We start from the raw sequence: 22,178 nt of genomic DNA on the forward strand, positions 1-22,178 counted from the left end.
AAGCGCTGCAGATGGCGTGAGTGCGAAAATTTCTGCTCTCGGCGGCCTCTTACTTGGCGGAATTACCCAAATTTACCCACTGTGAACGATCCGCTTCAGGTTCGACCAACCTGCAGTCGAGTAGCCTTGCCGAATTGAACCCATCGCAGAGTGGGTCTGCCGTCGGATAGTACAGGAGCGCCCAGTGTCAGTTGTCCCGCCCACACCCGCCCAGTTGCGTGATGTCGCCTCACAATGCGGCCTTTCACTTACCGACCAGGACATCGTCTCCTTCCGCGGCCTGATCAACCGATCCCTCGAAGCTTACAGATACATCGAAGCCGTTCCGGACGAGTTGCCTCCGGTGAAATATGCACGCATCCCGGGCTATCAACCCAAAGCCGAGGAAAATCTGCACAACGCGTGGTACCGCAAGGCGAGAATCGAAGGAGCGCCGAGCGGAAAACTCAAGGGCAAGACCGTCGCTCTAAAAGATAACGTCATGTTGGCCGGGGTTCCAATGATGAACGGTTCGGCGACGCTCGAAGGGTTCGTACCAGATATCGACGCAACCATTGTCACCCGCATGCTTGATGCGGGTGCCGAAATTGCAGGTAAAGTGCATTGCGAATGCTTTTGCACATCCGGTGGTAGCCATACCGGTGCGCTCGGACCGGTGCACAATCCTCATAGAATGGGCTACTCTGCCGGCGGCTCGTCTTCGGGCTCGGCTGTTGTTGTGGCGCTTGGCGAAGTCGATATGGCGATCGGCGGCGACCAGGGCGGCTCAATACGCATGCCGTCCTCGTTTTGCGGTATCTACGGGATGAAGCCTACTTGGGGTCTTGTCCCCTATACCGGCATCATGCCTAACGAGCTGACGCTCGACCACACGGGCCCGATGACCGCAACGGTCGCAGACAATGCGTTGCTCTTGGAGGTAATCGCCGGAGACGATGGTTACGATCCGCGCATCAAAGCACCGAAAGTCGAAGAGTACACGAAAGCGCTTGGTCAAAGCGTCAGCGGATTGAAGATCGGCGTTCTGAAGGAGGGCTTCGAACAGCCCGGGGCGGAAGCTGGCGTCAATGGAGCGGTTCGTGAAGCGGCCAAACGGTTCAAGGATCTTGGGGCCTCCGTTGAAACGGTCTCGGTACCGATGCACCTCCAAGGAGCCGCAATCTGGACGCCGATCGGTACCGAGGGCGCCACACAAACCATGATGTTCGGTGACGGCTTTGGTACCAGCCGATCCGACCTCTTTTCACTGTCGCTCATGGATTTTCATCGAGGGTGGCGCCAGAAGGCGAACTCCCTGTCCGAGCAGGCCAAGTTGTTCTTGTTGCTCGGCACCTACGTAAACAACACGTACGGGCCGCGATTCTACGGCAAGGCCGTCAACGTGTCTCGCCGCTTAAGTGCAGCTTACGACAGGGCCCTTAAGGACTACGATCTGCTTCTTCTACCGACGACGCCGATGAAGGCGACGCAACTCCCTCCACATGACGTCAGCCGAGAGGATTATATCACTCGTGCGACCGAGATGTTCACCAACACGGCTCCGTTCAACATCACGCACCATCCGGCTATGTCGCTGCCATGCGGAATCGTGGATGGCCTGCCGGTGGGCCTGATGCTCGTCGGTCGCCACTTCGAGGAAGCAACCATCTATAGGGCGGCGCATGCGTTCGAGCGGATCGGAGACTGGAAGAAGATGTGACTAGAGCATGATGCCCGCAGCAACGGACCACCGCGGCGTCCGCGTTGGGTTATGAAACTCTTCGCAAGCCGGGATGACTGTTCTGACACACAGGCAAACACGTCGTTTGTTCCGAATTATTCCATTGTGAAGACGTGCGCGCCTGCCGACCAACGTGAACGAAAGACAAATCATCTACAACAAACAAGTGCGAGGAGGGTCAATCAATGCGAAGACTGTCGACTTACCTTTTTGCTACCGCCGCATTCCTGGGCATTGCGGGTGGTGCGAGCGCTGAGGATGTCCTGTCTGAAGTTTCCACATTAGAAAACGAATATTTCAACAACTGGTCGCAAGGTGCCGAACAAGCCGCAAAATCCCTAGGTCTAAATTATCGCATCCTTTCGGGCAAAGGCGATGCCGCAAAGCAGATCGAAATCTATGAGGCCCAGTTCGGTGCGGGTGTCAGGATCACGTTCGGCGAGAACCTCGTTGCGGCGAACATAAAGCCCATCGTTGAGATGGCGAAGAAGGTCGGTGCGGTGCATGTTGCTGTTTGGGAGTCGTTGCCCGGCTTCCATCCTTTGGATGCGGGGGCCGACAACTATGCTTTTGCAACCTTCTTCTCGCCGGATGATGTCGAAAATAGCTATAGAATTGCCAAACTGCTTTTTGACAAGATCGGCGGAAAAGGCAACGTCGCGCACATTACCGGTTTTCCTGGGGTAGATGCAGATATTGCCAGAACCGCGGGTTTCGATAAAGCGCTGGCCGAATATCCCAACGTCAAGCTCGTCGCGCGCCAACCAGGAAAATGGAATCAGGTTGACTCTCGCAAGGTCATGGAAGACTTGTTGGTGGCTCACTCCAAGATTGATGCTGTCTTCGGGCAAAATGACTCGATTGCACTGGGCGCGATGCAAGCCGTCGAAGATGCTGGTATGCGCATTCCGATCGTCGGCCTCGATGGCAATCGAGAAACCCTCAAGCTAGTGAAGGAAGGCCGCATTCTTGCGACAATGGGCTTTACGCCACAGTGGCAAGCCGGTTTTGCCCTCGTGCGGGCATACGATGTCGCAAAGGGATTTAAGCCCAGCCCGTGTGAACGCATGATGTACACGGGAGCCACGCTGATCAGCGCTCAGAATGTGGACAAGTATCAAGCGTTTCTCGCCGGCGAGAAGCTTCCGTTTGATTGGAAGAAAATGTCGCGGGTTCTTCATCCCAGCGACTGGGATGCTCAAAACTATGTGTGGCCGATCGACGTGAAGACGTACTGGGGAGCGCGCACGCCGGCCGGATACAAATTTCCGAAGGCTTATCAAGACGCCGTTGATTCCGGTTGCGTGGATCAGCTCAAGGCCGAGTATAACGGCCACTATAAGCAGCGAATTCCCGAGTGATCGCTCCGGATGCCCCTCTCCGTGGAGAGGGGCATCGTGTTTACCTCACGCTGACGGATCGCAAAAATGCTAGAAGCGTCGCTGGTTGGGCGTAGAGATGGTGAGCTATGGCGGCGCGCCATAACAGTCGTCGTCGTTACAATCGCGATTATATCTTTTGGTTTGGCGGCTCCATCGTTCTTTACCATCGCAAATATCAGGGCAATCGAACTATCGAGTTCCGTCCTCTTGATCGCATCCATCGGGGCGACCTTCGTGATCCTGATGGGCTCTATCGACTTATCGATCGGAGCGGTTGCCAGCTTTTGCGGCATGCTGGTCGCTCGGCTCGCACCAGACCTGGGTTTATGGTCGGTTCCCATCGCGTGTTTGGTCGGCTTGGTGTTTGGCGCGATCAATGGGCTGGTTTACGTCTATCTCAGAATTCCCTCAATTCTGGTGACGCTTGGAACAGCAACAACGATTTCAGGAGCGGTGCTTTTCATCTCAGATGGCCGGTCCTTATCGGTATCGCACGCGGCCCTAATCGATATGGCCCAGGGCGCACTGGCCAATCTGGTCCCCAATGCGGTACTGGTTTCGGCGGTGATCTACGGTGTTGCCATTCTCGTAGTTGATCGCACGCGTTTCGGACGGATGACGCTCGCAATCGGAAGCGACGAGCAAGTAGCCGCGCTCATCGGAGTTAAGGTCAATACGATCAAAATCCAGGCGTTTGCATTGTCCGGCCTTCTTGCAGGAGTTGCCGGTGTCTTGCTGGCCGCTCGTCTGGGGTCCGCAACAGTCACAATGGGCAGTTATATGACTCTCGACACGATCACCGCAGTGGTCGTTGGCGGAACAGCGATAACGGGCGGGTTTGGCAACGTGCGCCTGACGATAATCGGGGTTCTTTTCATAACGATCCTTTCAGACGGCATGAACATTCTTGCCGTGCCTCCCTATCTACAAACAATCATTCAAGGGACCGTCATTCTGTTCGCTGTTCTCCTGAACACCAATCGTGCGAGCGCGGAGGATGTGAAATGAGCGGCGTGCCGACGCCCATCTACACGATGCGCAACGGGTCGAAGCGCTTCAATGGCATTTGCGTCGTTGAAGGGATCGATCTCGATGTGTTTTCGAACGAAATAGTTGGAATTGCCGGTGAAAACGGAGCGGGCAAATCAACGACCCTCAAAATGATTGCCGGCATCCATACACCGAACGCGGGAAGTATGAGACGTTTCGGCAAGAGCTTCAAGCCGACAAGCTATACTGAGGCCGTCGAGGCCGGTATTTCGATGGTCTTTCAGGAGCAGGCCCTTATTCCAAGCCTGGCTGTCTACGAGAATATATTTCTGTCTTTAGAAGCCAACTTCGCCAATCGGATAGGGATCGTCGACAGACGAGCGATGATCGCCGTAAGCGAAAGACATCTCAAAGACCTCGGTCTTGACTGCATCGATCCGCGCCGTCGCACAGGCGACTACGCGTTTCACGATCGGCAGATGATCGAGATTGCCAAGGCGTTCGTTTTGGCCGAACATTTCCATATTGATCATCCAATCATCCTACTCGACGAACCGACAGCGGCAATCGGCGAGCGACAGATCAAAATTCTCTTTGAGTCGATTCGACGGTACCGTCGTCGCGCTTCATTTATACTTATTACTCACCGTCTCGCGGAATACGTAGAGCTTTGCGACCGCATCTACGTGTTCAAGGACGGGCGGAACGTTGGCGAGTTCGCAGGAGAACAGATCTCCGAACAAAGCCTTCATCGAGCAATGGTGGGCCGAACGCGAGACGACGAATACTTCATGGAGAAGCGCCAGCTGAAACTCGAGGGGGCACCCATCGCGGTCTCAGTCAAAGGTCTAAGCGGCCACAACGTCCAGAATGTCAGCTTTGAGGTTCGCAAAGGTGAGATCCTTGGAATTGGCGGCCTTGTCGGATGCGGCAAGGAGGCTGTAGCCAAAGCCGTCGTCGGATTTGAACCCTTTCCCCCAAACGGCACCATCGAAGTGGGCGGCGAAGCGTTGCCGCTTCGCGGACGTGGAAAAGCGGCGATGGCGCGCGGCATGGGTTTTGTCCCCAAAGAACGCAAGACCGAAGGCATCGTGCCTTACATGTCGGTTCAAGCAAATATGTCTTTGGCCTCGCTTCCGCTTGTCTCACGCCTATCTGGTTTCATTTCACGCTCCCGAGAACGGCTTCTCGCCGAAAAGTACATCAATCGCTTGCGCGTTAGATGCAAAGGGCCAGCACAGCTTTGTCAGTTCCTTTCCGGGGGGAATCAACAGAAGGTGGTGATAGCTAAATGGCTGGCTCGAAAGGTTCAGGTGCTGGTCCTCGACAATCCCACGCGCGGCGTCGATGTCGGCGCTAAACAAGAGATCTACGGCGTCCTGAGGGACTTGGCTGAGGAAGGCGTAGCTATTCTTCTCGTCGCAGACGATTTGCCTGAGCTTATTGGAATGTCAAACCGCATCCTCGTGATGCGAGAGGGAGAAATTCAGTTCTTGTGCAATGCGCCTGCCGATAACAAGCCAACGGAGCAGGAACTTGTCCAACACATGGTATGAGCCGCAGACGACTGGGTCGAGATCGAGATCAGGTGTAGAAGCAAAGGTGCAGATTGCCCAGTTTTACAACCGTCACCGTCCCATCATAAATGCGGTAGGGCCATTGTTGCTGCTGATGGCGATGGTCGCGGTGTTCGCTTTGATCAATCCGCGCTTTCTGAGTTGGATAAATCTTTTCAATCTCATGCGGCAATCCTCGATCCTGCTGATCGTCTCGACGGGCATCACATTTGTAATTCTCATGGGAGCGCTCGACCTTTCGGTTGGAGCCATCGTGACGCTTGTGGCAATTTCGTCTGCGGTTCTGATCCGTGACTTTAATATAGGTGCAGCTGGAATAGCCGTCGCTGCCGCATGCATTGGAGCTCTGTGCGGCCTCGTCAATGCTGCGCTCGTCCTTCGACTACGGCTGCCCTCTTTCGTTGCCACACTAAGCACGATGACGGTTCTTGGCGGCGTGTCCACGTGGATCAGCGGTGGTGGCAATGTGTTCTTTCAAAGCCCCAACCTGACGTGGATTGCTTCCGGTTCTATGATCGGCCGTATTCCGAATTCTGGAGTTTTAGCACTTCTCATTTTTGTGGTCGCGTCCGTTGTCGGTGCGAGAAGCCACTTCGGAAGAGCCCTTTTTGCGATCGGCGGTGGTGGCCTGACTGCTCGACTTTCGGGGATCGACGTCCTTCGCACCAAAGCCGTCGCTTTTGTTGTCTGCGGAACGCTTTGCGGAGTTGCGGGTCTGCTCCTTGTTGCGCGGACATCAACGGGAACGTCGCGCATGGGAGACGATCTGCTGCTCCAGGCGATCGCCGCGGTCGTGATGGGCGGTACTGCGCTATCTGGAGGCTCGGGGGGATGGAGTGGAGTGCATCGAACGCTGACCGGTGTTCTGGTGATCGCCGTCCTGCAAAATGGCCTCAATATCGCAGGCGTGCATACATACCTGCAAATCATGGTGACGGGGCTCATCGTAGTTCTATCCGTTACAATAACTCTCGATCGATCCAGGCTAGCCTCCATTAAGTAGCGGCGCGTTGTAGTCGCGATACGGACCGGCAATTGCCTCCGTCTGGCTCGCGCCATCGAAACGGACATTATGCCGAAAAAAGGATCGGCGGCCGGATCACTCGAGCGCTTGACGGAATGGTGCGGTCGGTCGACATCGGCAGTCAGGCTGCTGATGCCGTTAGAAGCAAATGGCGACGCGAGAGCTCCGTTTCTGGATGTATCAGTCGATATGCCAATCCAACTTGTTACTGGCCCGTCATCAGAAAAGTCCGGTCGGTGAGAGGCAGCCCGCGTACACGTGCACTGCCGCGAGGCGGGTCCGGGCCTGGCTTCGGAAGCGAGCTATGCGGTTGCGCAAAGTGATGACGAGTGTCGGTCGCTCTGACAGCCGCGCGCGCCGATAGTGCCGGCGAGTATCTGTTAAGTGAACCGTGCCCGCGACATTCCGCAAACATCGGGTTTCTAGAGCCGTAGGTAGGTAACTGTCGCGTCAGACTTGGAAGACTGTTGCGCCTGATGCGGTCGGTTTACCCAATGCTACCCAGATGCTGAACTCGTACGCCGTGACCAATCCGACATCATCTGAATAATTGCGACCGGCGGCCAGAATTCCGTTCTGATCTCTTGGGTCCGCTGGCAGACCGGCTCGTCTGCTTTCTCCCGAGACTTGAGCCGCTGCCGGAGAAAGCCCGGCAGCGGTTTTTTTAACCTTCATCATTGCAGTCGACAGAGTGAGCTGATTGCAGCCAAGCAGATCGACGGGACAGCGTAACGATGGTCGTGCCTGAAACACCTGGCCGTTGCGCAATCGCATTTCAACGAAAAGAAGTGACGGCTGCGAACGAGATCATTTGGACAGGGCGGCACCGGAAACGATGTGACAAATGCGCCAGCGTGAGAATGGTTTATCAAGGTCAGACGAACCAGGCTTTTTCACGAAAAGGCGGCCAGTGTTGTGGTGGGTTTTTCAAGAAAAACCTCTCATCAGGAAGCTGCAGATCTTGGAGAGCAGTCCCGCTCATCACTTTGCTCCAGTTGGCCGCGTCGAACCCGTGCCATCCAAGAGCGCGAACATTGGTAGTGACGATCCATGTTGGCCAAGGCTTACCAGCTCCATCTGTTCGCTCATCGTCCGGGTAAGAGCCTCTGCTGGTAGATGGATGAGTCCGTCCAGATGGGAGCCAAGTCGCGTCTCCGCCGCGGTAATTTCGGAATCGCTCGCGATCGCAAACAACGCCTTGAAACCAAGGCTTGTGAACCATTCCATCCGCCGAAGTTCGAGCTCCTGTCCGGCATCAATAGGCACGCCCGCCGCCGACCGCTCGATCATAGATGCCGGCGGGAAATTGGCGACACCGGTGATGCCGGCATCCTTCAACGATTCGGCAATATCCTCCCAGCATGCGAAGGGATCGATCATGAGGATCGCTGCATAGACATGAGGAGCGGACGTTGCCTTGTCGAGGGTACGCAAGTCTCGCATAAGGCAGTCGTTCCAGTCGAGGATTGGCAGGGTCGCCATGACTAGCAGGGAGCCTTCCGGAAGGCTGCGCAAAGAGGGCGCGTAGACTTGCAATTGTGCGCCTTTAGCTATGTCCGACATGCGGGTGGCAAGTTTGCCGGGAACTCTCGCTCTCACCGCTTCTACCCAATCTTACCCATTTGGAGGCCACGCCGATCTTATACCCGGGTATAGCCGGGTCTAGACCACCAGTTGTTAGGAATGGTTCTGGGAGGAAGATCGTGTCTCATCATTGTACGGACGGCCAGAGGTCGGCCCGGGATGGTAGCCTGTCCGAACTGGCGACTGGATCCGCGACTACGGACGCGGTCGCGATCGTGGCCACGCTGGATACCAAGGGCCGCGAGGCATCTTATCTCGCCGACATTATCGAGGCGTGTGGCCGCACGACCATCCTGATCGACGTCGGCACGAAGAGGGATGACGGCGACAAACAAGCCGATGCGAAGGCTCCGACCGAACTCTTGAAGCGGATTGCTGAAAGGACACGCGTTAGGGTTGGTGACCTCCTGGGCTCAGGAACGATCAGCGCGATTGTCGGGGTTGCGGGGGGCAGGGGGAGCGCGGTTTTCGGCGAGGTTGTGTCTGAGCTGCCTTATGGCTTTCCGAAACTTCTGGTGAGCAGCGCAAGGCCTGCGTTACTCGCCGAATTGGCCACTCACAGCGACATCATCCTCTATCCGACGCTGGTCGATCTCTTCGGCATCAACGCCTTTACCACAAGGGTGCTCGAGAATGCGGGGCGGGCCATTGCGGCCACGCGCTATGCTCCCGTCAAGCTTGGACGAGACAAGAAGATCGTTGCGATCACTGCGTTCGGCGTGACAACGCCAGCGGCCAACCAGTGCGCAGCGCGCCTTGCCGATGCCGGCGTAGACGCCATCGTCTTTCCAGCGAACGGGGCGGGCGGCCGTAAGATGGAGCAGCTGATCGCTGCTGGCGAATTCGACGCCGTCATTGATTTGACCACAACGGAGCTCGCAGACGAAATCGTTGGAGGCACCGCAAGCGCCGGTCCGGATCGGCTCAAGGCAGCGTCGCGGCAAAACATTCCGCAAGTGATCGCGCCCGGTGCGGTCGATATGGTCAATTTTGGACTGCCATCGAGCGTTCCTGATCAGTTTCGCGCTCGCCAGTTCTACGCCCACACGCCTTACACGACGCTCATGCGCACAACTGCATCTGAGAACGCGAGCATTGGCCGGTTCACGGCAGAACGCCTATCGCAAGCAAAAGGACCCGCAATTGTCCTTTGGCCGGCGAAAGGGGTGTCCGATTACGACCGCCCAGGCGGCATCTTCTACGATCCCGTCGCTGACAAGGCTTGGCTGGATGCGGTCAAGGAACATCTCCCCGCGCACGTCAGGGTCCGCGACCTGAACTGTCACATTAACGATGGCGAGTTCGCCGAGGTTGCCGCGGCATGGATCCTGGAACAACTCACGCAAGGAGGTTCATCCCATGCGGATGTTTGAGCGAATCGAAATTCTTTCCAGGATCGAAGGACAGGTGGCGGAGCGAAAAGCAATTCTCGCGGCAGGTAGTAGCTGCGGCCTGGTCGCCAAATGTGCCGTTCTTGGAGGTGCCGACATGCTGGTGGTCTACTCGACCGGCCTGTCGCGTCTGATGGGGCTGCCCACGAGCCGGATTGGTGATTCCAACGCACGCACGCTCGAGCTTGCGGCGGAAATTCGTAATGTGGTGTCTAGCGTGCCGGTGGTTGGCGGCATCGAGGCTTGGGATCCTCTCCGGCTCGACCTCGATGCTCTTTTGGACAAGTTTTGGGCTGCTGGGTTCTCCGGCGTCATTAACTACCCAACGATCTCCACCATGGGTGACAACTGGCGTGGCCGCCGCGGCCGCATCGGCCTCGGCTTTGAACGTGAGGTCGAACTGATCGCTCTCGCGCGCAAGAAGAATATCTTTTCGCTCGCCTATGTCGCAAGCGCTCAAGACGCCAAAGCCATGGCAAGTGCGGGGGCAGACTGCATCGTCCCACATGTCGGCGCAACGCGCGGCGGCCTGGTTGGTCACGAGGACGGGCAATCCATAAAGGAGGCGATCGGGCGCATCAATGAGATCAACGCGGCGGCGCGAAGCGTCCGGTCGGACGTTCTATCGCTTTGTCATGGCGGGGCAATTGCGGAGCCTGAAGATACGATCGAGGTCTATCGAACGACCGAGTGTGTCGGCTTTGTTGGCGCATCCTCAATCGAAAGAATTCCAATTGAGCGGGCAGTGAAAACAGCGGCGGCGGAATTCAAAGCTGTCCCGCTTCGGCAAACCCACTGACGTTCACTGCAATACGTGCAGCGAGGCCGCATGACCACATCAAATGACCGAGCTAAACCTGACACGATCGCGTTCACCTCCAAAGGAGGAACGAGGCCGGATCAGGACTGGGAAACAGATGTCCTCGTGATCGGCAGCGGCGCGGCTGGATTGTCGGCGGCGCTCTATGCGGCAAAGGCCGGGCTGCGCGTCATTGTGTGCGAGAAATCTCCACGTCTTGGTGGAACGACGGCCCTGTCGAATGGCATGATCTGGGTTCCTTGTTCTGCTCAAGCGCGCGCGGCTAACATCGCTGACACCATCGCCAATGCGAAGACATATCTGCAGCACGAACTTGGCGTTCATTATCGCGCGCAATTCATTGATGCTTATCTTGAAGACGGCCCAGCGGCGCTAACCGCCCTCGAGAACGGCACGAGCGTCAAATTTACCCTGGCCTCTACGCCTGATTATCACTCGAGCCAACGTGGCGGCGCTGATAGGGGGCGGGCACTGAGCCCGGCCGCTTATGATGGGCGGCTTCTAGGCAAGGATTTCGATTTGCTGGGCGACCCCATTCGGGTTGTGCTCGGGGGCATGATGATCTCATCAAGTGAGGTGAGAAGCTTTCTCAACCCGCTCCAATCTGTTGCGTCGCTCAAACACGTCCTAACTCGCCTGAGCCGCTATGCGCGGGATCGGCTCAGCTTCAGGCGTGGTACTGAGCTCAGCGGAGGGAATGCCTTGATCGCGCGGCTGCTGGTGAGCCTGCGTGAGTACGGCGTGGAGATTTGGCCATCTTCTCCAGCGCTCGAACTCATCAAGGAAGGCGGGCGCGTCACCGGTGCCGTCGTCAAGCGGATCAACCTCGATGTCCACGTGCGTGCCTCGCGTGGGGTTGTTCTCGCAACTGGCGGCTTTGCCCGGAACGCGCAGTTGAGGACGCACCTCAGTGGTGCACACCAGCATGATCTTACCTTGGCCCATACCGATGTTAACGGTGACGGCATTGGGCTTGCAACCGCGCTCGGGGCCGCCATCGACAAAGATGTTGCATCCGCCGGCTTCTGGACCCCAGTCTCAATTCTGAAGCGCGGTAGAGGGGCGCGGGTCGTCCCATACGGCTGGCTCGACCGCGGCCGTCCTGGGGTCATTGCCGTCGGTCCAAATGGAAGACGTTTTGTCAACGAATCGAATTCGTACCACGATATTTGCCTGGCAATGTTTGAGAACGGATATCCAGCAGATAAGCGATTTTACTTCATCTGCGACCACCATTTCGTGCGATTGAGGGGCATGGGACACCTGCTGCCATGGCCCTGGACGTTGAGCATCGGCAAATATGTCCGGCTTGGCTACATCAAGACAGGTGAAACGATTTCGGAGCTCGCAAAGCAGCTGGGACTAGATTCCGCTGTGCTTCAAAAGACGATCGAGGAACACAACGCGCACGCTGCCCAAGGGCGGGATCCGATCTTTATGCGTGGGGAATCGGCTTTCAATCGCACCCTCGGCGATCCGGCCGTGGGAAAAAATCCAAATCTAGGACCAATCAAAGACGGGCCATTCGTCGCGTTGCCAATCGTTCCGGCAACGCTTGGCACGGCGACCGGATTGGCGACCGACAGTTACGGAAACGTCCTGGATGCACAAGGCAATACAATCCAGGGGCTTTACGCGTGCGGCAACGACATGACTTCGCCGATGCGCGGAGTGTATCCCGGGGCAGGCATAACAATCGGTCCCGCCATCGTATTCGCATATCGCGCCATCAACGCAATAATGCTTTCCGCAGATCAGGAGCAAAAAGCCGTCGCTTCGGGAGCTTGATCGTCAACCACATTCGTGCGTCGCGGGGAATATGTATTCGGGCCCGGGCGCGCATCGATAGAACGACGGCCTTCTCATCAGCAGCTCTCGGCGGACGTGGGTCCTGGCGGCCGGGTTCGAGCGTGGTGAGCCCGGCGGACGGAAGATCGCCGCGCCAACTGTGTTCGATGTATCGCAAAGAGCTGGGGTCCCAATGGGTGTTCCAAGGCATATGACAGCGGAAATCGATCGTTCAACAGCTTGGCTGCGCGGTGACGAATCGAAAATGTCAGGACAACCCGCGCAGGCGTCCGTTTCCCCGGCGCGATCGCCATCAGCTGGCCGCGAGACAGTGATACAACTCGACAAGATCGATTTTCGTCTTCTTGATCTCGTCCAACGAGACAATCGCCTCCGTAGCGAACAACTTGGAGCAAAGGTCGGCCTATCCGCATCCGGAGTGCAACGTCGGCTGAAGCGCCTTCGATCCAAGGGTATCATAGAGGCCGACGTTTCCATCATTTCTCCAAAGGCAATTGGGCGGAATGTGACGGCAGTGGTCCTCATTTCCTTAGAGCGCGCGCGTGCCGACACCGTTGATCGCCTCAAGCGGCAAATTCGCAAGATGCCTGAAGTGATGAGCGCATTTTACGTTACTGGTCTGGCCGACGTCGTCTTGCTAGTTACCATGAACGACATGGAAGATTACGAGCAGTTTGCCCGGCGCCTTACCGAAGAAAGTCCAGACATAAAGCGCATTGAGACTATGGTTGTCATGGATCGATTCAAAGCAGGATTCACCTTGCCGATAGCGTCCATCGCATGGTGTTGAGCGACTGACGAGGGGAGGGCATTGGGGTGCTCAACTGCCGTCGAACGCAGTCCGCAAGCGTCGGTTTTTGACTTTATCGCTAGATCGATCTCATTCTTTCAGATGGGGGATACGTTGCATCGCTCGCGTCACGCCAAGATCGTGGCAACCGTCGGTCCGGCAAGTGCCGAGCCTGAGAAGATACGTGCTCTCTATCTTTCCGGTGCAGATGTCTTTCGGCTAAACTTTAGTCACGGAAGCCATGAAGACCATGCCAAGGTCTATATGTGTATCCGTGAACTCGAGCGAGAGTTCGGCCGGCCGATAGGCGTCCTGCAGGATCTACAAGGCCCAAAGCTTCGCATCGGCTCCCTCGAAGACGGCGGGCTGGTTTTGCGTGCTGGTGAAACGGTCCGCTTTGTGGTCGATGGAGCCAAAGGAGCAAAGCAATCGATACCCTTGCCTCATCCGGAGATTTTTGCAGCCGCGCATCCCGGACAAGAGCTTCTCATTGATGATGGCCGGGTGCGCTTGCGGATCACCGAGCCAGGAGACGCAGAAATCGTTGCGCAAGTGGCGGTTGGAGGCCGGATCTCGGACCACAAGGGGGTCAACGTACCGGGGGCGATGCTCGACCTATCTCCGCTCAGCAGGAAAGATCGCGCCGACCTCGCGTTCGGCATTGGTCTTGGGGTCGACTGGGTGGCCTTGTCCTTTGTTCAGAAGCCGTCCGACCTGATCGAGGCACGCGCCCTGATTGGCGAGGCCGCAGGTTTGATTGCCAAAATCGAGACGCCGATGGCGCTCGATCGCATCGACGACATCATCAGCTTGTCAGACGGCATTATGGTCGCGCGTGGTGATCTTGGCGTCGAAATCCCGCCCGAGGAGGTGCCAGGCCGGCAAAAGGAGCTCCTACGCGCCTGTCGGCGTGCCGGAAAATTCGTCATCGTCGCAACGCAAATGTTGGATTCCATGGTGGCTGGGCCGACGCCGACGCGGGCCGAAACCTCAGATGTCGCGACCGCGATCTATGATGGAGCCGATGCTGTGATGCTGTCTGCTGAATCGGCAAGCGGGGCCTACCCGATTGAATCGGTGGCCATGATGGATCGCATCATCAAAAGCACGGAGCGGCATCATCTCTATCGGTCGCTGATCGAGGCGTCTCGAGCCGACGTGGAGAGCACCCCTTCGCATGCCGTCGCGGCCGCAGGAGCAGATCTTGCCGCTACAATTGGCGCCAAGGTCATCATCGGCTTCACGGCGGGCGGGACGACGGCCGCGCGGATCTCGCGCAGCCGGCCGCCGGTGCCGATCCTTGCCCTTACTCCGGATGAAAGAGTGGCGCGGCGCATGAGCCTGTTGTGGGGGGTGCACAGTGCCGTGTCCAGCGATCCTTCTGGCTATGAGGAGATGACGCGGATCGCCTCGGCGACCGCGCAGCGCGAAGGCTATATTCGGCTGGGCGAGTTGGCTGTGGTCGTCTCTGGAGTGCCGTTTGGACTTAGAGGCGCGACAAACAATCTTCGCGTTGTCGTATGTTAAGACTAGTCCTTGAATGGCTCTGGCTGCTCATGATGCAGCTCCGTGATGGGCACGCAGCAGAGCTTTGATCGGGGCAATAGCTTGATTGCGCGTTTGGGAGGCGCCGCCGAAACGATGAATCGTAAACCGCCCTTAATATGCTCAGCGTTCTGAACCTTCGCGGTGTCGGGCAAGACAACATCAAATGCCCCTCGAAACGTATGGCGGGTCCGGGTGTGCCGCGCTGATCCAGCGCGGATTATCGCGGCAGCTACGGCGCGGCGCGCTCATAGATCCTCAGCGCACGCTGCAGAAGAATGGCGGCCGCGTCTTGCCCTCGGCGGATTTGGCGCGGTACTCGATCTCGGTGAGCAGCTTCGGCTCAATCCAGATGGCGTTCTGTACTTGGATGGGCTTGGTAACCTGCACGGGCCTCTTTTCGCAATCGCTCCGTCTTCCTCACAGCAATGCTTGTCGAGAGGATCAATTTGCTTGGAAAGCAAGGAGCTCGCTCATGGCGCTCGCCTCCTATGTTACGCAGGCGAGAGCACTACCGGGCTGTCTGCCACCGACGCCCACGGATTACCCACGGCCGATGATGATGGAACAATGATCCCTCCCGGAAATAGTTGGGAGGAGCTTTGCTCTCCCATGGAGAACTCCGGGCACAATTTAGGCAATTCGCTGCGGGAATTAGGACACTTGATGCCGTCTGACCTGTCCGACCGTCATGTCCAACGCCGCGATGTGCTCAGCGCTCAATGGTCGTTGAACCAAGCCAACCGCCCATCCTTCCGGGACAACGTCCAGCACTCGGTCAAGGGCCTCCTCGCGTGGGGTCGCGGCAAGCCAAATCTGAACTTCGCCGTCATCGGTTGTCACGCGGACCAAATGAATTTCGCTAGCCGGCTGCATAACCGTAAAACCGTGTCTGAGCGGGTTGTCTCTAAGCAGAAACCAAGGCCTATTTTTGGTCAGTTAGGAACAGGACCCCGCTGGAGCGGTTTTGACCAAGTCCCGATGCTGTCCCCCGCGGCATCCGGAAACCAACGGAAGTTGAGGCCCCAGCGACGTGCCCCCGCGCTGGGGCTTGAGCTCTCACGCGAAAGGATCCTTAGCAGCCTGGGTCATTCTGACCAAGGTGCCGCTCTCGGGGCCACTTCTTCTCATCGACCGCGTCTTAGCCCGGCCCAGTATTGCGCCGGCGGCGCCGCGTCCTGGTGGATCATCGGGTAGCTGATCTTATCAAACTAGATCCTGCCATCCCGCATCGGGTGGTCCGGCCAGCGCTTTCTCGGGACCGGCGTGATGCCCGTCATATTCAGCGGCCACCCATTTCCAGTCAGAGTGACTATTGAGCCCGGCCCAATGTTGGACTGGCTTTGGCGCACTGCTCGCATTTGAGGGCGCCTGAAATGATGGTAGCGCTGAGCAACGCTCTTGAGACGCCGTGATGACATGAAAACTGTACCATGATCATCTAACGACTACGTAGCGGTACAGCGGGGGCAGGCGTCTCAGAACCATTCGCCCGGAATATACTGGTCCAACAGCAATACGATCAGACCCGTCAGAAGGCCAACACCGCTGAAGATTGCAACGGAGACCAGCGACTCGATTTCTGCGATCGACCCTGAGGACGCCCGGGGAAAAAATCTTGCAAGCACTGCAGCCATGTCAATCTCCGGTCACCGGAGCGGAGCTCCGACAGCAAAAATCGCAGCAATCATTTTCAAAATCGGTCTGACTGTTACTTTCGTCGAATAAGAAGTCAAGCTACCTACCGTGGCTGCGCAAACTCACGACCTCAAAACTCATTCAGTCCGCTGGCTCGGCGCCGTTTCACTTCACTGGAATTTTCCTTTCGCCCTCGTCGTGCTGTTCCCATCTTTGGGGTGCCTCAACATGCGGCCCGACGTCGGCCCCGCGACGACCGCAGGGCTTACAGGCAAATGGAGATCGAGGCGGGAGAGCCCGGTGCGATCGGGCCACTGGCCGATCTTGGCTGGCGTGAGCTCGATCGAATGGCTACAGCCATAGCCCGAGTAGTAGGCGAGGAGACCGCGGGCGGCGAACTGGCGCGTCGCCCAGGGCGATCTTGCGCCAGCCATGACGGTCGCTGCCTATGACGGTGGGCCAAGAAGGGCGGCGCCGGCTCACTCACCTTGTGGATTTAGTGCTGTCTCCGCGGATGAACTCACGGAGCTTTTGCACGATCTCGTTGGCTATTTGTTGATTAATCAGGAACTCGTAGTGCCCGACCGGGTGTCACCACGGTGAATATGCCAGTCTCGGAGTCATCGTCGATTGCCAGCACCCCCGAGGCATGAACTTGGATATCCTCCAAGTCCTCACTGGAGCTAAGCGCGGGATTGGTGTCTTCATTGCTTGCCATCTTTGCAGGCTAGCAGACCATCCTTGGCATGTCTCAGGTCTGCGGCCGACGAAATGGGACAACGTCGCCGTCAGCCGCGCGGATCGCCACGCGGGCCATCTCGAGCGGATCGAACCCGAGGTCAGCCACGGCTTCTGCCACACCCTGGCGGTTCAGTTCGGCGACGATTGCCTCCGTCACCTTCATCAGTCGGGCTGTTTGGGCGGTGGTGTCCGTCATGAGGCCTGGCCTGTGGCCGCCGACCAGGAGGTTGGCGGCAGAAGAGGATTAATTTTCCGCTATTTGGCTATGGACTAGGCGCTGACCCGAAAACATCACAGCGATGCCAAACCAAAAGCGCCGCCCTGCGGTCTTGTCGTCAAAATGGCATATAAAAATCAGATGATAAGCTAGGTCAACAACTGCATCCTCGTTCCATATTGCGTTCCTTGGCCGCCAAAATACCTCGTTGAACGAAATCAGGAAGCAGCCGTTCTTTGGGCCGCCGCCTTGCTGTTTCCGATCAAGTGGCCAGAGGCGTTCGGGTTCGTCCTTGATCGAAGCGATGACCTGCGGAACGGCTGTGATTGCCTACCGAGCGGGCTCGGTGCCCGAAGGGGTGGACGGCATCACCGGCTTTATCGTGGATAACGAGGGGCAGGCAATCAGGGCGGTGAACGAACGGACCGGTTCAACAGAACAGTGCTCCGCGCCCGGTGCGAGGAGCGCTTCCTGCGAGCCGGATGGCGAAGGGGTAAGAACGCCGATATCGCGAGCTGCTCGATCGGGACGGCGCGAAGGGTTGGAGAAAGGGGCAGCCACATCTCGCCAGCCGTCAGAACGGCTTCGTTGAGTTGCCGGACTCGCATGAAAACTATTCTTTCCGCCGCGGCGACTTTGTTCTTCTCGCGACAGGCGCACTGGAGGCGAAGTGCTTCCTCTCCCAGCCGCAGGTCCAGCTAGCCCGGCGACTGCGCGAAGCAACCGAAAGACTGTTCGAAGCCGGTGGTCCGCGCTTCCGCCGGCTTGCCTCTGCTGCGAAGGCCAGGCAATTGCCGTCCGGCTCGTGAGCACCGAAAGTCGACAGCGTGGCCTCAGTCCCGATCCTATGAAGTATGGAGCGAATCTTTTGCGGACGGCCCGTCCGACTGAAAGAGCGATCAGGAACAAGTGGCAATCGCGGACGTTGGGGCCGGGCATCTGAAAGGTGCGGCTCACGTTGGAGGAGATAATCGATGAAAAGCTTTCTTGCCGTCGCTCTGCTCGGCACTGCCGTAATCGGCGGCGCTGCATTCGCGCAGTCCACTCAGCCGGCCGATCGCGGCGCGCCGGCGGCCACCGCCCAGCCGGCCGATGCGAAGATGGCGCTCAAGGGCAATTGGCGCGCCTCGAAGCTGATGGGCCTGAAGGTCTACAACGAAGCCAACGAGAAGCTCGGAGACATCAACGAACTGCTCGTCGACAAGAGCGGCAAGATCAACGCGGTGGTGATCGGCGTCGGCGGCTTCCTTGGGATGGGCGAGCACGATATCGCCGTCTCGATGGACAAGCTGAAGTTCGTCGAGGAGCCGGTCCGGACCAGCTCGAGCAGCACCTCGACCACCTCGACCGACACCACCACCGGGGCGGCTTCGACTAACACGACGAACCGCAATGCGAACGATTGGGTCCCGGACCACGCCGTCATGAGCGGCAACAAGGAGCAGTTGAAAGCACTCCCGCAGTTCAAATACTCGGACTACAATTAGGACGACGAGAGTTCACTGAAAAAGGACCCCATGCTGGGGCCCTTTTTTCTGCCCGGCGGCCAGCGCCCAGTGGGTCCAGAAAAGCTCGCCTGGATTGCGGGCGAGCCTTTCATGCGAACGACCGTTCGCTCAGTGTATGTGAACTATCCAACAGCCGCCCGCCAACAACGAGCGCGACGGGAATGGCCCATAAGATCAGTACGGGCGTCTTCTCCTCCAGTGGCTGTCAGAACGTTTTCGCGAGGCGGGCTCGGCCCCGCGATAGCCGTTTACTGTTCGGTGCAGACCTTGGTGGTCTTCACGGCGGTCTCGGCTTCCGTCTTGGTCTTGTAGACGCCGTCGCCCACGACCGTCGTCGTGGTCGTCGTCGGCTTGGTGTCGACGACGGTGCATTTCTTGGTCGTCGCGTCGCGAACGATGTAGAACTCGGCGGCGCTGGCGGCCTGGGCGCCGAGGGCGAAGGCAGCGAGAGCGCCGCATACGATCAGCTTCTTCATGGTGTCTCCTCCAATGGCTTCTAAGTAGTCACTTCCAACGAGGAGGCGCGCGCGAAGTTCCGTTTCTACCGGTAGCCGGAAGGGCACGCCGCCGCGTCGCTGGACCAATTTCTCGCGGCTCGAAGAACGTCTGGCTGCGCCCGTCCAGCTAATTTGCCGAAACTTCTCCAGCAGGAACCCGGCCCGTCGTCCGGTGTTGTTCGGCGACCAATTAGGAGGATTTCAGATGAACAAGCGTTTATTGTTGGCTACGACCGCCGCAGTCGCGCTCGCGACTTCGGCTCTCGCACAATCTTCTCCGAGCACGTCGAGCTCCAGTCCGTCGGCTACGCAGCGTCAGCAGGATTCCACATCGGCACCGCCGTCGTCTTCGACGTCGACACCGACGTCCAACTCCGCTTCGGGATCGGCGCAAACCAATCCTTCGACGAATTCGGCCCAGACGCAGCCTTCGTCAGCGACCGGCCAGAGCGCGGCGGGCCAAACCTCCAACTCCGGGACGGGCACCAACACCACGCAAGCGCCCGCGTCGAACAACTCTACCAACCAGGCGCAGACCAGCCAGCCCTCCAACCAGACCAATCCGCCTTCGAACCAGGCACAGACCAACCCGCCTGCGAACAATCAGACGCAGAGCGCGAACCCACCGGCTTCCGGCACCAGTCAGGCGCAGTCTCCGACGGGTAGCAATTCGACCACCACGGCCCAGCAGCCGAACAGCCAGCAGAACACGGCCGATCGCTCGTCGAACACGAACGTGAATGCGTCCGTGAACATCAACGATCAGCAGCGGACCCGGATCAGCACGTCGATTTCACACCTGAATGTGCAACCGCTCAACAACGTGAACTTCTCACTGTCGGTCGGCACGGTCGTGCCGCGCGATGTACGGCTGCAGCCGCTGCCCGCGGACGTCGTCGAGATCGTGCCCCAGTATCGGGGCTACGACTTCGTGCTGGTGAAGGACGAGATCGTGATCGTGGAGCCCTCCAGCTACAAGATCGTCGCGGTGCTGCCGTACTCGGGTCGCTCCACGGCGGCCGCGCCGGCGCGCACCGAGCAGCGCAAGACGACGTTCACCGATAGGGACCGCGAGGTGATCCGCAAGCACGCCAAGGCACGGCCGGTCGAGCGCGAGCGTCGCACCACCGGCAGCACGGTTCGTACCGAAATCCGCACCGGAGAGCGCGTGCCGGAAGACGCGGAGATCGAAGCGTTCCCCGAAGAGGTCTATCGGGATGCGCCGACCCTTCGCGAGTATCGGTATATCAACCGGGACAGCCGCACCTACATCGTCGAGCCCCATGAGCGCCGCATCATCGAAGAGATCGACTGACCTGGCTAGGGAAGGAGAACACCCCATGAAAACCATCTCACTAGGAGTTCTCGTTGGTGCCCTGATGGCGTCGTCGGCGACTGCCGCCCCTCTGGCGCCTGCGGCCATCGCGTCGACGGAGGTCGCGGGCATCGAGCAGGTGCGACTGGTCTGCAATGAGTATGGCCGCTGCTACCGGACCGGCGGCCCCCGCTATGTCCAACGCTACTACGACGAAGACGACGGCTATGTGGTCCGCCGGAGCTACGGCTACTCTAGCGGTCCGGGCTACTACGATCCCGGCTATGGCTACTACGGCGGCGGCCCAAGCATCGGTTTCAGCTTCGGCACAAGGAGCTGGTGATCTAGCAAGAGGGCCGCTCCCAGAGCGGCCCTTTCCACGGGATTGCGTTCCTGCCGGGACAAGATGTCTGCTGTTGCGAAGCTCCTGGGATAGAAGGACAGTCGCTGGCGCGGCTCGGAGCCGACCCCGTCCCGAAAGAGCGCGCCGAAATCCAGGCGCTCCTCGCCAAGATCGACCTGCGCTGAGTTGCTCGCTACCTCTCGGCACCCATGGTTGCGTCGCTGCACGCGATGATGAATAACCCTCTAGGGGAAGAGATCGAGGGCTGGATCTTCGCCTCGCGGCCCTTATTGGGCGGATGAAGGCCCAGTTCGGGGCGCTTGAGGCTGTGAGGCGGCGCCAGTTCGGGGGTCGCCCCTTGGGGCGGGCAAACCCGGTGCTCGCGCCAGCGTTCCCCCTGCGCGCAGCTTATCGACCAGCCCGGAAAAGGGGGGCCTTGGCCGCCCCGCCTGTCTTCCGCCCTGCGCTGGCAGGCAGCTCGGACGCAGGCGGGGCCAGTCCGCGAAAGCTCAAATTGGCTGCCAAGATGCATGCTCGCTCAGCACGGTGCTATGCTGCGCTCTGCAGGAAACAATAATGGCCATCTCCCGAACACTTCAAAACTCGCCGCTGGGGCCGGAAGAGATCACCCGGCTTTCGAGAGCCTACGAACAGGCCCTGCGCACGATCGGCGTGCAGGATCGCAACGACCCGCTGACTGAACTGATTGCCAAGAAGATCATCGAGATCGGTCAGACCGGCCTCAAGGACCCCGCCGAGATCTGCGGTCGGGCCGTCGAGCAATTAGGCCTGCCGAAGGGATGATCGAGGGAAAGGGCGTGGTGATCAAAGCGACGGATCAGATCGCGGTCCAGGCTACGGCGATCGCGGCCAAGGCTCGGCGGTGAGGAGAGCGGCTAACCCGGCCGCGCCCCCTTTTCTGCGCCGAACTCCCTGATCATCCGAACAATCTCGTCCGGATGGAAGGGCTTATGCGCGATGCGGCTGCCGGGGACGGGACGGGGTGTGGCAGGCGAGAAGCCCGTTGCGCAGAATGACCGGCAGTTCCGGATCGTGCTCTCGGCAGCGCTCCGCGATCTGCCATCCATCGAGCTGTCCCGGCAGCCGGACATCGGTGACCAGCACGTCCGCAACGTGGCGCTTGCACCACGCCAGTGCCTCCCCCCGGTGCTCACGTGGATCACGTGGTAGCCTGCCTCGCGCAGCGCTTCGACGATCAATTCGCGGATCAGAGGGTCGTCTTCGATAAGAAGTACGCTCACTGGTAGCTCATATCCGATAGCTTTG

General features: G+C 58.6%; 20 protein-coding genes and 1 pseudogene. 14 read left to right on the forward strand and 7 right to left on the reverse strand.

What is annotated here, in order from left to right; all coding sequences use genetic code 11:
* The first annotated feature begins 184 nt into the window (after positions 1-184).
* The 5 genes from ACVW1B_RS00190 to ACVW1B_RS00210 all read left to right on the forward strand — a co-directional run bounded on the left by ACVW1B_RS00190 (position 185) and on the right by ACVW1B_RS00210 (position 6,672).
* A complete protein-coding gene (locus ACVW1B_RS00190) occupies positions 185-1,699 on the forward strand; it encodes an amidase (protein WP_069276334.1) in 1,515 nt (504 codons plus the stop codon).
* A 206-nt stretch (positions 1,700-1,905) separates the two neighbouring features.
* Positions 1,906-3,081, forward strand: a complete 1,176-nt coding sequence (locus ACVW1B_RS00195) for a sugar ABC transporter substrate-binding protein (RefSeq protein ID WP_253603903.1) — start codon at positions 1,906-1,908, stop codon at positions 3,079-3,081.
* Positions 3,082-3,147: 66 nt separating this feature from the next.
* Positions 3,148-4,110 (forward strand): ABC transporter permease, encoded by a 963-nt coding sequence (locus ACVW1B_RS00200; protein WP_253587986.1) that lies wholly within the window; start codon positions 3,148-3,150, stop codon positions 4,108-4,110.
* The gene (locus tag ACVW1B_RS00205) at positions 4,107-5,648 is read left to right on the forward strand and encodes a sugar ABC transporter ATP-binding protein (protein WP_081334925.1); all 1,542 of its coding nucleotides are present in this window, start codon (positions 4,107-4,109) and stop codon (positions 5,646-5,648) included. Before ACVW1B_RS00200 ends, ACVW1B_RS00205 begins: the two co-directional genes overlap by 4 nt.
* Positions 5,649-5,694: 46 nt before the next feature.
* Positions 5,695-6,672 carry an ABC transporter permease gene (locus ACVW1B_RS00210; RefSeq protein ID WP_456821163.1) on the forward strand — a complete coding sequence of 326 codons (978 nt, stop codon included), beginning with the start codon at positions 5,695-5,697 and terminating at the stop codon, positions 6,670-6,672.
* A 471-nt stretch (positions 6,673-7,143) separates the two neighbouring features.
* On the opposite strand, the gene ACVW1B_RS00215 is transcribed toward ACVW1B_RS00210, so the two are convergent.
* Both ACVW1B_RS00215 and ACVW1B_RS00220 read right to left on the reverse strand, forming a co-directional pair.
* Positions 7,144-7,461: a hypothetical protein gene (locus ACVW1B_RS00215; protein ID WP_141713303.1), complete on the reverse strand. Its 318-nt coding sequence runs from the start codon at positions 7,459-7,461 to the stop codon at positions 7,144-7,146.
* 213 nt (positions 7,462-7,674) lie between these two features.
* Positions 7,675-8,175, reverse strand: coding sequence for a hypothetical protein (locus ACVW1B_RS00220; protein ID WP_245313784.1), 501 nt, complete (start codon positions 8,173-8,175; stop codon positions 7,675-7,677).
* A 221-nt stretch (positions 8,176-8,396) separates the two neighbouring features.
* On the opposite strand from ACVW1B_RS00220, the gene ACVW1B_RS00225 reads away from it, so the two are divergent.
* The 5 genes from ACVW1B_RS00225 (at position 8,397) to pyk (ending at position 14,614) form a co-directional block, all read left to right on the forward strand.
* Positions 8,397-9,650: a Tm-1-like ATP-binding domain-containing protein gene (locus ACVW1B_RS00225; protein ID WP_309144989.1), complete on the forward strand. Its 1,254-nt coding sequence runs from the start codon at positions 8,397-8,399 to the stop codon at positions 9,648-9,650.
* A complete protein-coding gene (locus ACVW1B_RS00230) occupies positions 9,637-10,467 on the forward strand; it encodes a phosphoenolpyruvate hydrolase family protein (RefSeq protein ID WP_253603900.1) in 831 nt (276 codons plus the stop codon). Before ACVW1B_RS00225 ends, ACVW1B_RS00230 begins: the two co-directional genes overlap by 14 nt.
* Before the next feature lie 30 nt (positions 10,468-10,497).
* Positions 10,498-12,276, forward strand: coding sequence for an FAD-dependent oxidoreductase (locus tag ACVW1B_RS00235; RefSeq protein ID WP_253603899.1), 1,779 nt, complete (start codon positions 10,498-10,500; stop codon positions 12,274-12,276).
* Between the two features lie 334 nt (positions 12,277-12,610).
* Complete coding sequence (locus ACVW1B_RS00240; RefSeq protein ID WP_253609781.1) at positions 12,611-13,087, forward strand: Lrp/AsnC family transcriptional regulator; 477 nt, start codon at positions 12,611-12,613, stop codon at positions 13,085-13,087.
* 114 nt (positions 13,088-13,201) lie between these two features.
* Positions 13,202-14,614, forward strand: coding sequence for a pyruvate kinase (pyk, locus tag ACVW1B_RS00245; RefSeq protein WP_253603897.1), 1,413 nt, complete (start codon positions 13,202-13,204; stop codon positions 14,612-14,614).
* A gap of 276 nt (positions 14,615-14,890) precedes the next feature.
* Here the strand turns inward: pyk and ACVW1B_RS00250 are convergent.
* The 3 genes and pseudogenes from ACVW1B_RS00250 to ACVW1B_RS00260 all read right to left on the reverse strand — a co-directional run.
* Positions 14,891-14,986, reverse strand: a pseudogene (locus tag ACVW1B_RS00250) (DNA ligase); the annotation flags it as partial.
* Between the two features lie 1,124 nt (positions 14,987-16,110).
* Positions 16,111-16,269 carry a hypothetical protein gene (locus tag ACVW1B_RS00255; RefSeq protein WP_176731286.1) on the reverse strand — a complete coding sequence of 53 codons (159 nt, stop codon included), beginning with the start codon at positions 16,267-16,269 and terminating at the stop codon, positions 16,111-16,113.
* Positions 16,270-17,021: 752 nt separating this feature from the next.
* Positions 17,022-17,207, reverse strand: a complete 186-nt coding sequence (locus ACVW1B_RS00260; protein ID WP_057019405.1) for a hypothetical protein — start codon at positions 17,205-17,207, stop codon at positions 17,022-17,024.
* Positions 17,208-18,202: 995 nt separating this feature from the next.
* Between ACVW1B_RS00260 and ACVW1B_RS00265 the strand changes: the two genes are divergently transcribed.
* Entirely contained in the window at positions 18,203-18,715 is a 513-nt protein-coding gene (locus tag ACVW1B_RS00265) for a PRC-barrel domain-containing protein (RefSeq protein ID WP_253603894.1), read from the forward strand.
* 269 nt (positions 18,716-18,984) lie between these two features.
* On the opposite strand, the gene ACVW1B_RS00270 is transcribed toward ACVW1B_RS00265, so the two are convergent.
* Positions 18,985-19,212, reverse strand: a complete 228-nt coding sequence (locus ACVW1B_RS00270) for a hypothetical protein (protein WP_057019402.1) — start codon at positions 19,210-19,212, stop codon at positions 18,985-18,987.
* Between the two features lie 226 nt (positions 19,213-19,438).
* On the opposite strand from ACVW1B_RS00270, the gene ACVW1B_RS00275 reads away from it, so the two are divergent.
* The 3 genes from ACVW1B_RS00275 to ACVW1B_RS00285 all read left to right on the forward strand — a co-directional run bounded on the left by ACVW1B_RS00275 (position 19,439) and on the right by ACVW1B_RS00285 (position 21,695).
* Positions 19,439-20,548: a DUF1236 domain-containing protein gene (locus ACVW1B_RS00275; protein ID WP_253603893.1), complete on the forward strand. Its 1,110-nt coding sequence runs from the start codon at positions 19,439-19,441 to the stop codon at positions 20,546-20,548.
* Positions 20,549-20,573: 25 nt separating this feature from the next.
* On the forward strand, positions 20,574-20,891 hold the full coding sequence (locus ACVW1B_RS00280) for a hypothetical protein (RefSeq protein WP_253603892.1): 318 nt from the start codon (positions 20,574-20,576) through the stop codon (positions 20,889-20,891).
* 576 nt (positions 20,892-21,467) lie between these two features.
* Positions 21,468-21,695, forward strand: a complete 228-nt coding sequence (locus ACVW1B_RS00285) for a hypothetical protein (protein ID WP_253603890.1) — start codon at positions 21,468-21,470, stop codon at positions 21,693-21,695.
* Between the two features lie 165 nt (positions 21,696-21,860).
* On the opposite strand, the gene ACVW1B_RS00290 is transcribed toward ACVW1B_RS00285, so the two are convergent.
* Positions 21,861-22,016 (reverse strand): hypothetical protein, encoded by a 156-nt coding sequence (locus ACVW1B_RS00290; protein ID WP_375167003.1) that lies wholly within the window; start codon positions 22,014-22,016, stop codon positions 21,861-21,863.
* Positions 22,017-22,178 lie beyond the last annotated feature (162 nt).

This window comes from Bradyrhizobium sp. USDA 4502 (assembly GCF_054063355.1).

Bases quoted from the DNA above. Each gene is read 5' to 3' on its own strand.
- ACVW1B_RS00205 (WP_081334925.1), top strand. From the start codon at position 4,107: ATGAGCGGCGTGCCGACGCCCATCTACACGATGCGCAACGGGTCGAAG.
- ACVW1B_RS00255 (WP_176731286.1), bottom strand. From the start codon at position 16,269: ATGGCTGCAGTGCTTGCAAGATTTTTTCCCCGGGCGTCCTCAGGGTCG.
- ACVW1B_RS00230 (WP_253603900.1), top strand. From the start codon at position 9,637: ATGCGGATGTTTGAGCGAATCGAAATTCTTTCCAGGATCGAAGGACAG.
- ACVW1B_RS00265 (WP_253603894.1), top strand. From the start codon at position 18,203: ATGAAAAGCTTTCTTGCCGTCGCTCTGCTCGGCACTGCCGTAATCGGC.
- ACVW1B_RS00200 (WP_253587986.1), top strand. From the start codon at position 3,148: ATGCTAGAAGCGTCGCTGGTTGGGCGTAGAGATGGTGAGCTATGGCGG.
- ACVW1B_RS00260 (WP_057019405.1), bottom strand. From the start codon at position 17,207: ATGACGGACACCACCGCCCAAACAGCCCGACTGATGAAGGTGACGGAG.
- ACVW1B_RS00220 (WP_245313784.1), bottom strand. From the start codon at position 8,175: ATGGCGACCCTGCCAATCCTCGACTGGAACGACTGCCTTATGCGAGAC.
- ACVW1B_RS00235 (WP_253603899.1), top strand. From the start codon at position 10,498: ATGACCACATCAAATGACCGAGCTAAACCTGACACGATCGCGTTCACC.
- ACVW1B_RS00285 (WP_253603890.1), top strand. From the start codon at position 21,468: ATGGCCATCTCCCGAACACTTCAAAACTCGCCGCTGGGGCCGGAAGAG.
- ACVW1B_RS00270 (WP_057019402.1), bottom strand. From the start codon at position 19,212: ATGAAGAAGCTGATCGTATGCGGCGCTCTCGCTGCCTTCGCCCTCGGC.
- ACVW1B_RS00275 (WP_253603893.1), top strand. From the start codon at position 19,439: ATGAACAAGCGTTTATTGTTGGCTACGACCGCCGCAGTCGCGCTCGCG.
- ACVW1B_RS00195 (WP_253603903.1), top strand. From the start codon at position 1,906: ATGCGAAGACTGTCGACTTACCTTTTTGCTACCGCCGCATTCCTGGGC.
- ACVW1B_RS00280 (WP_253603892.1), top strand. From the start codon at position 20,574: ATGAAAACCATCTCACTAGGAGTTCTCGTTGGTGCCCTGATGGCGTCG.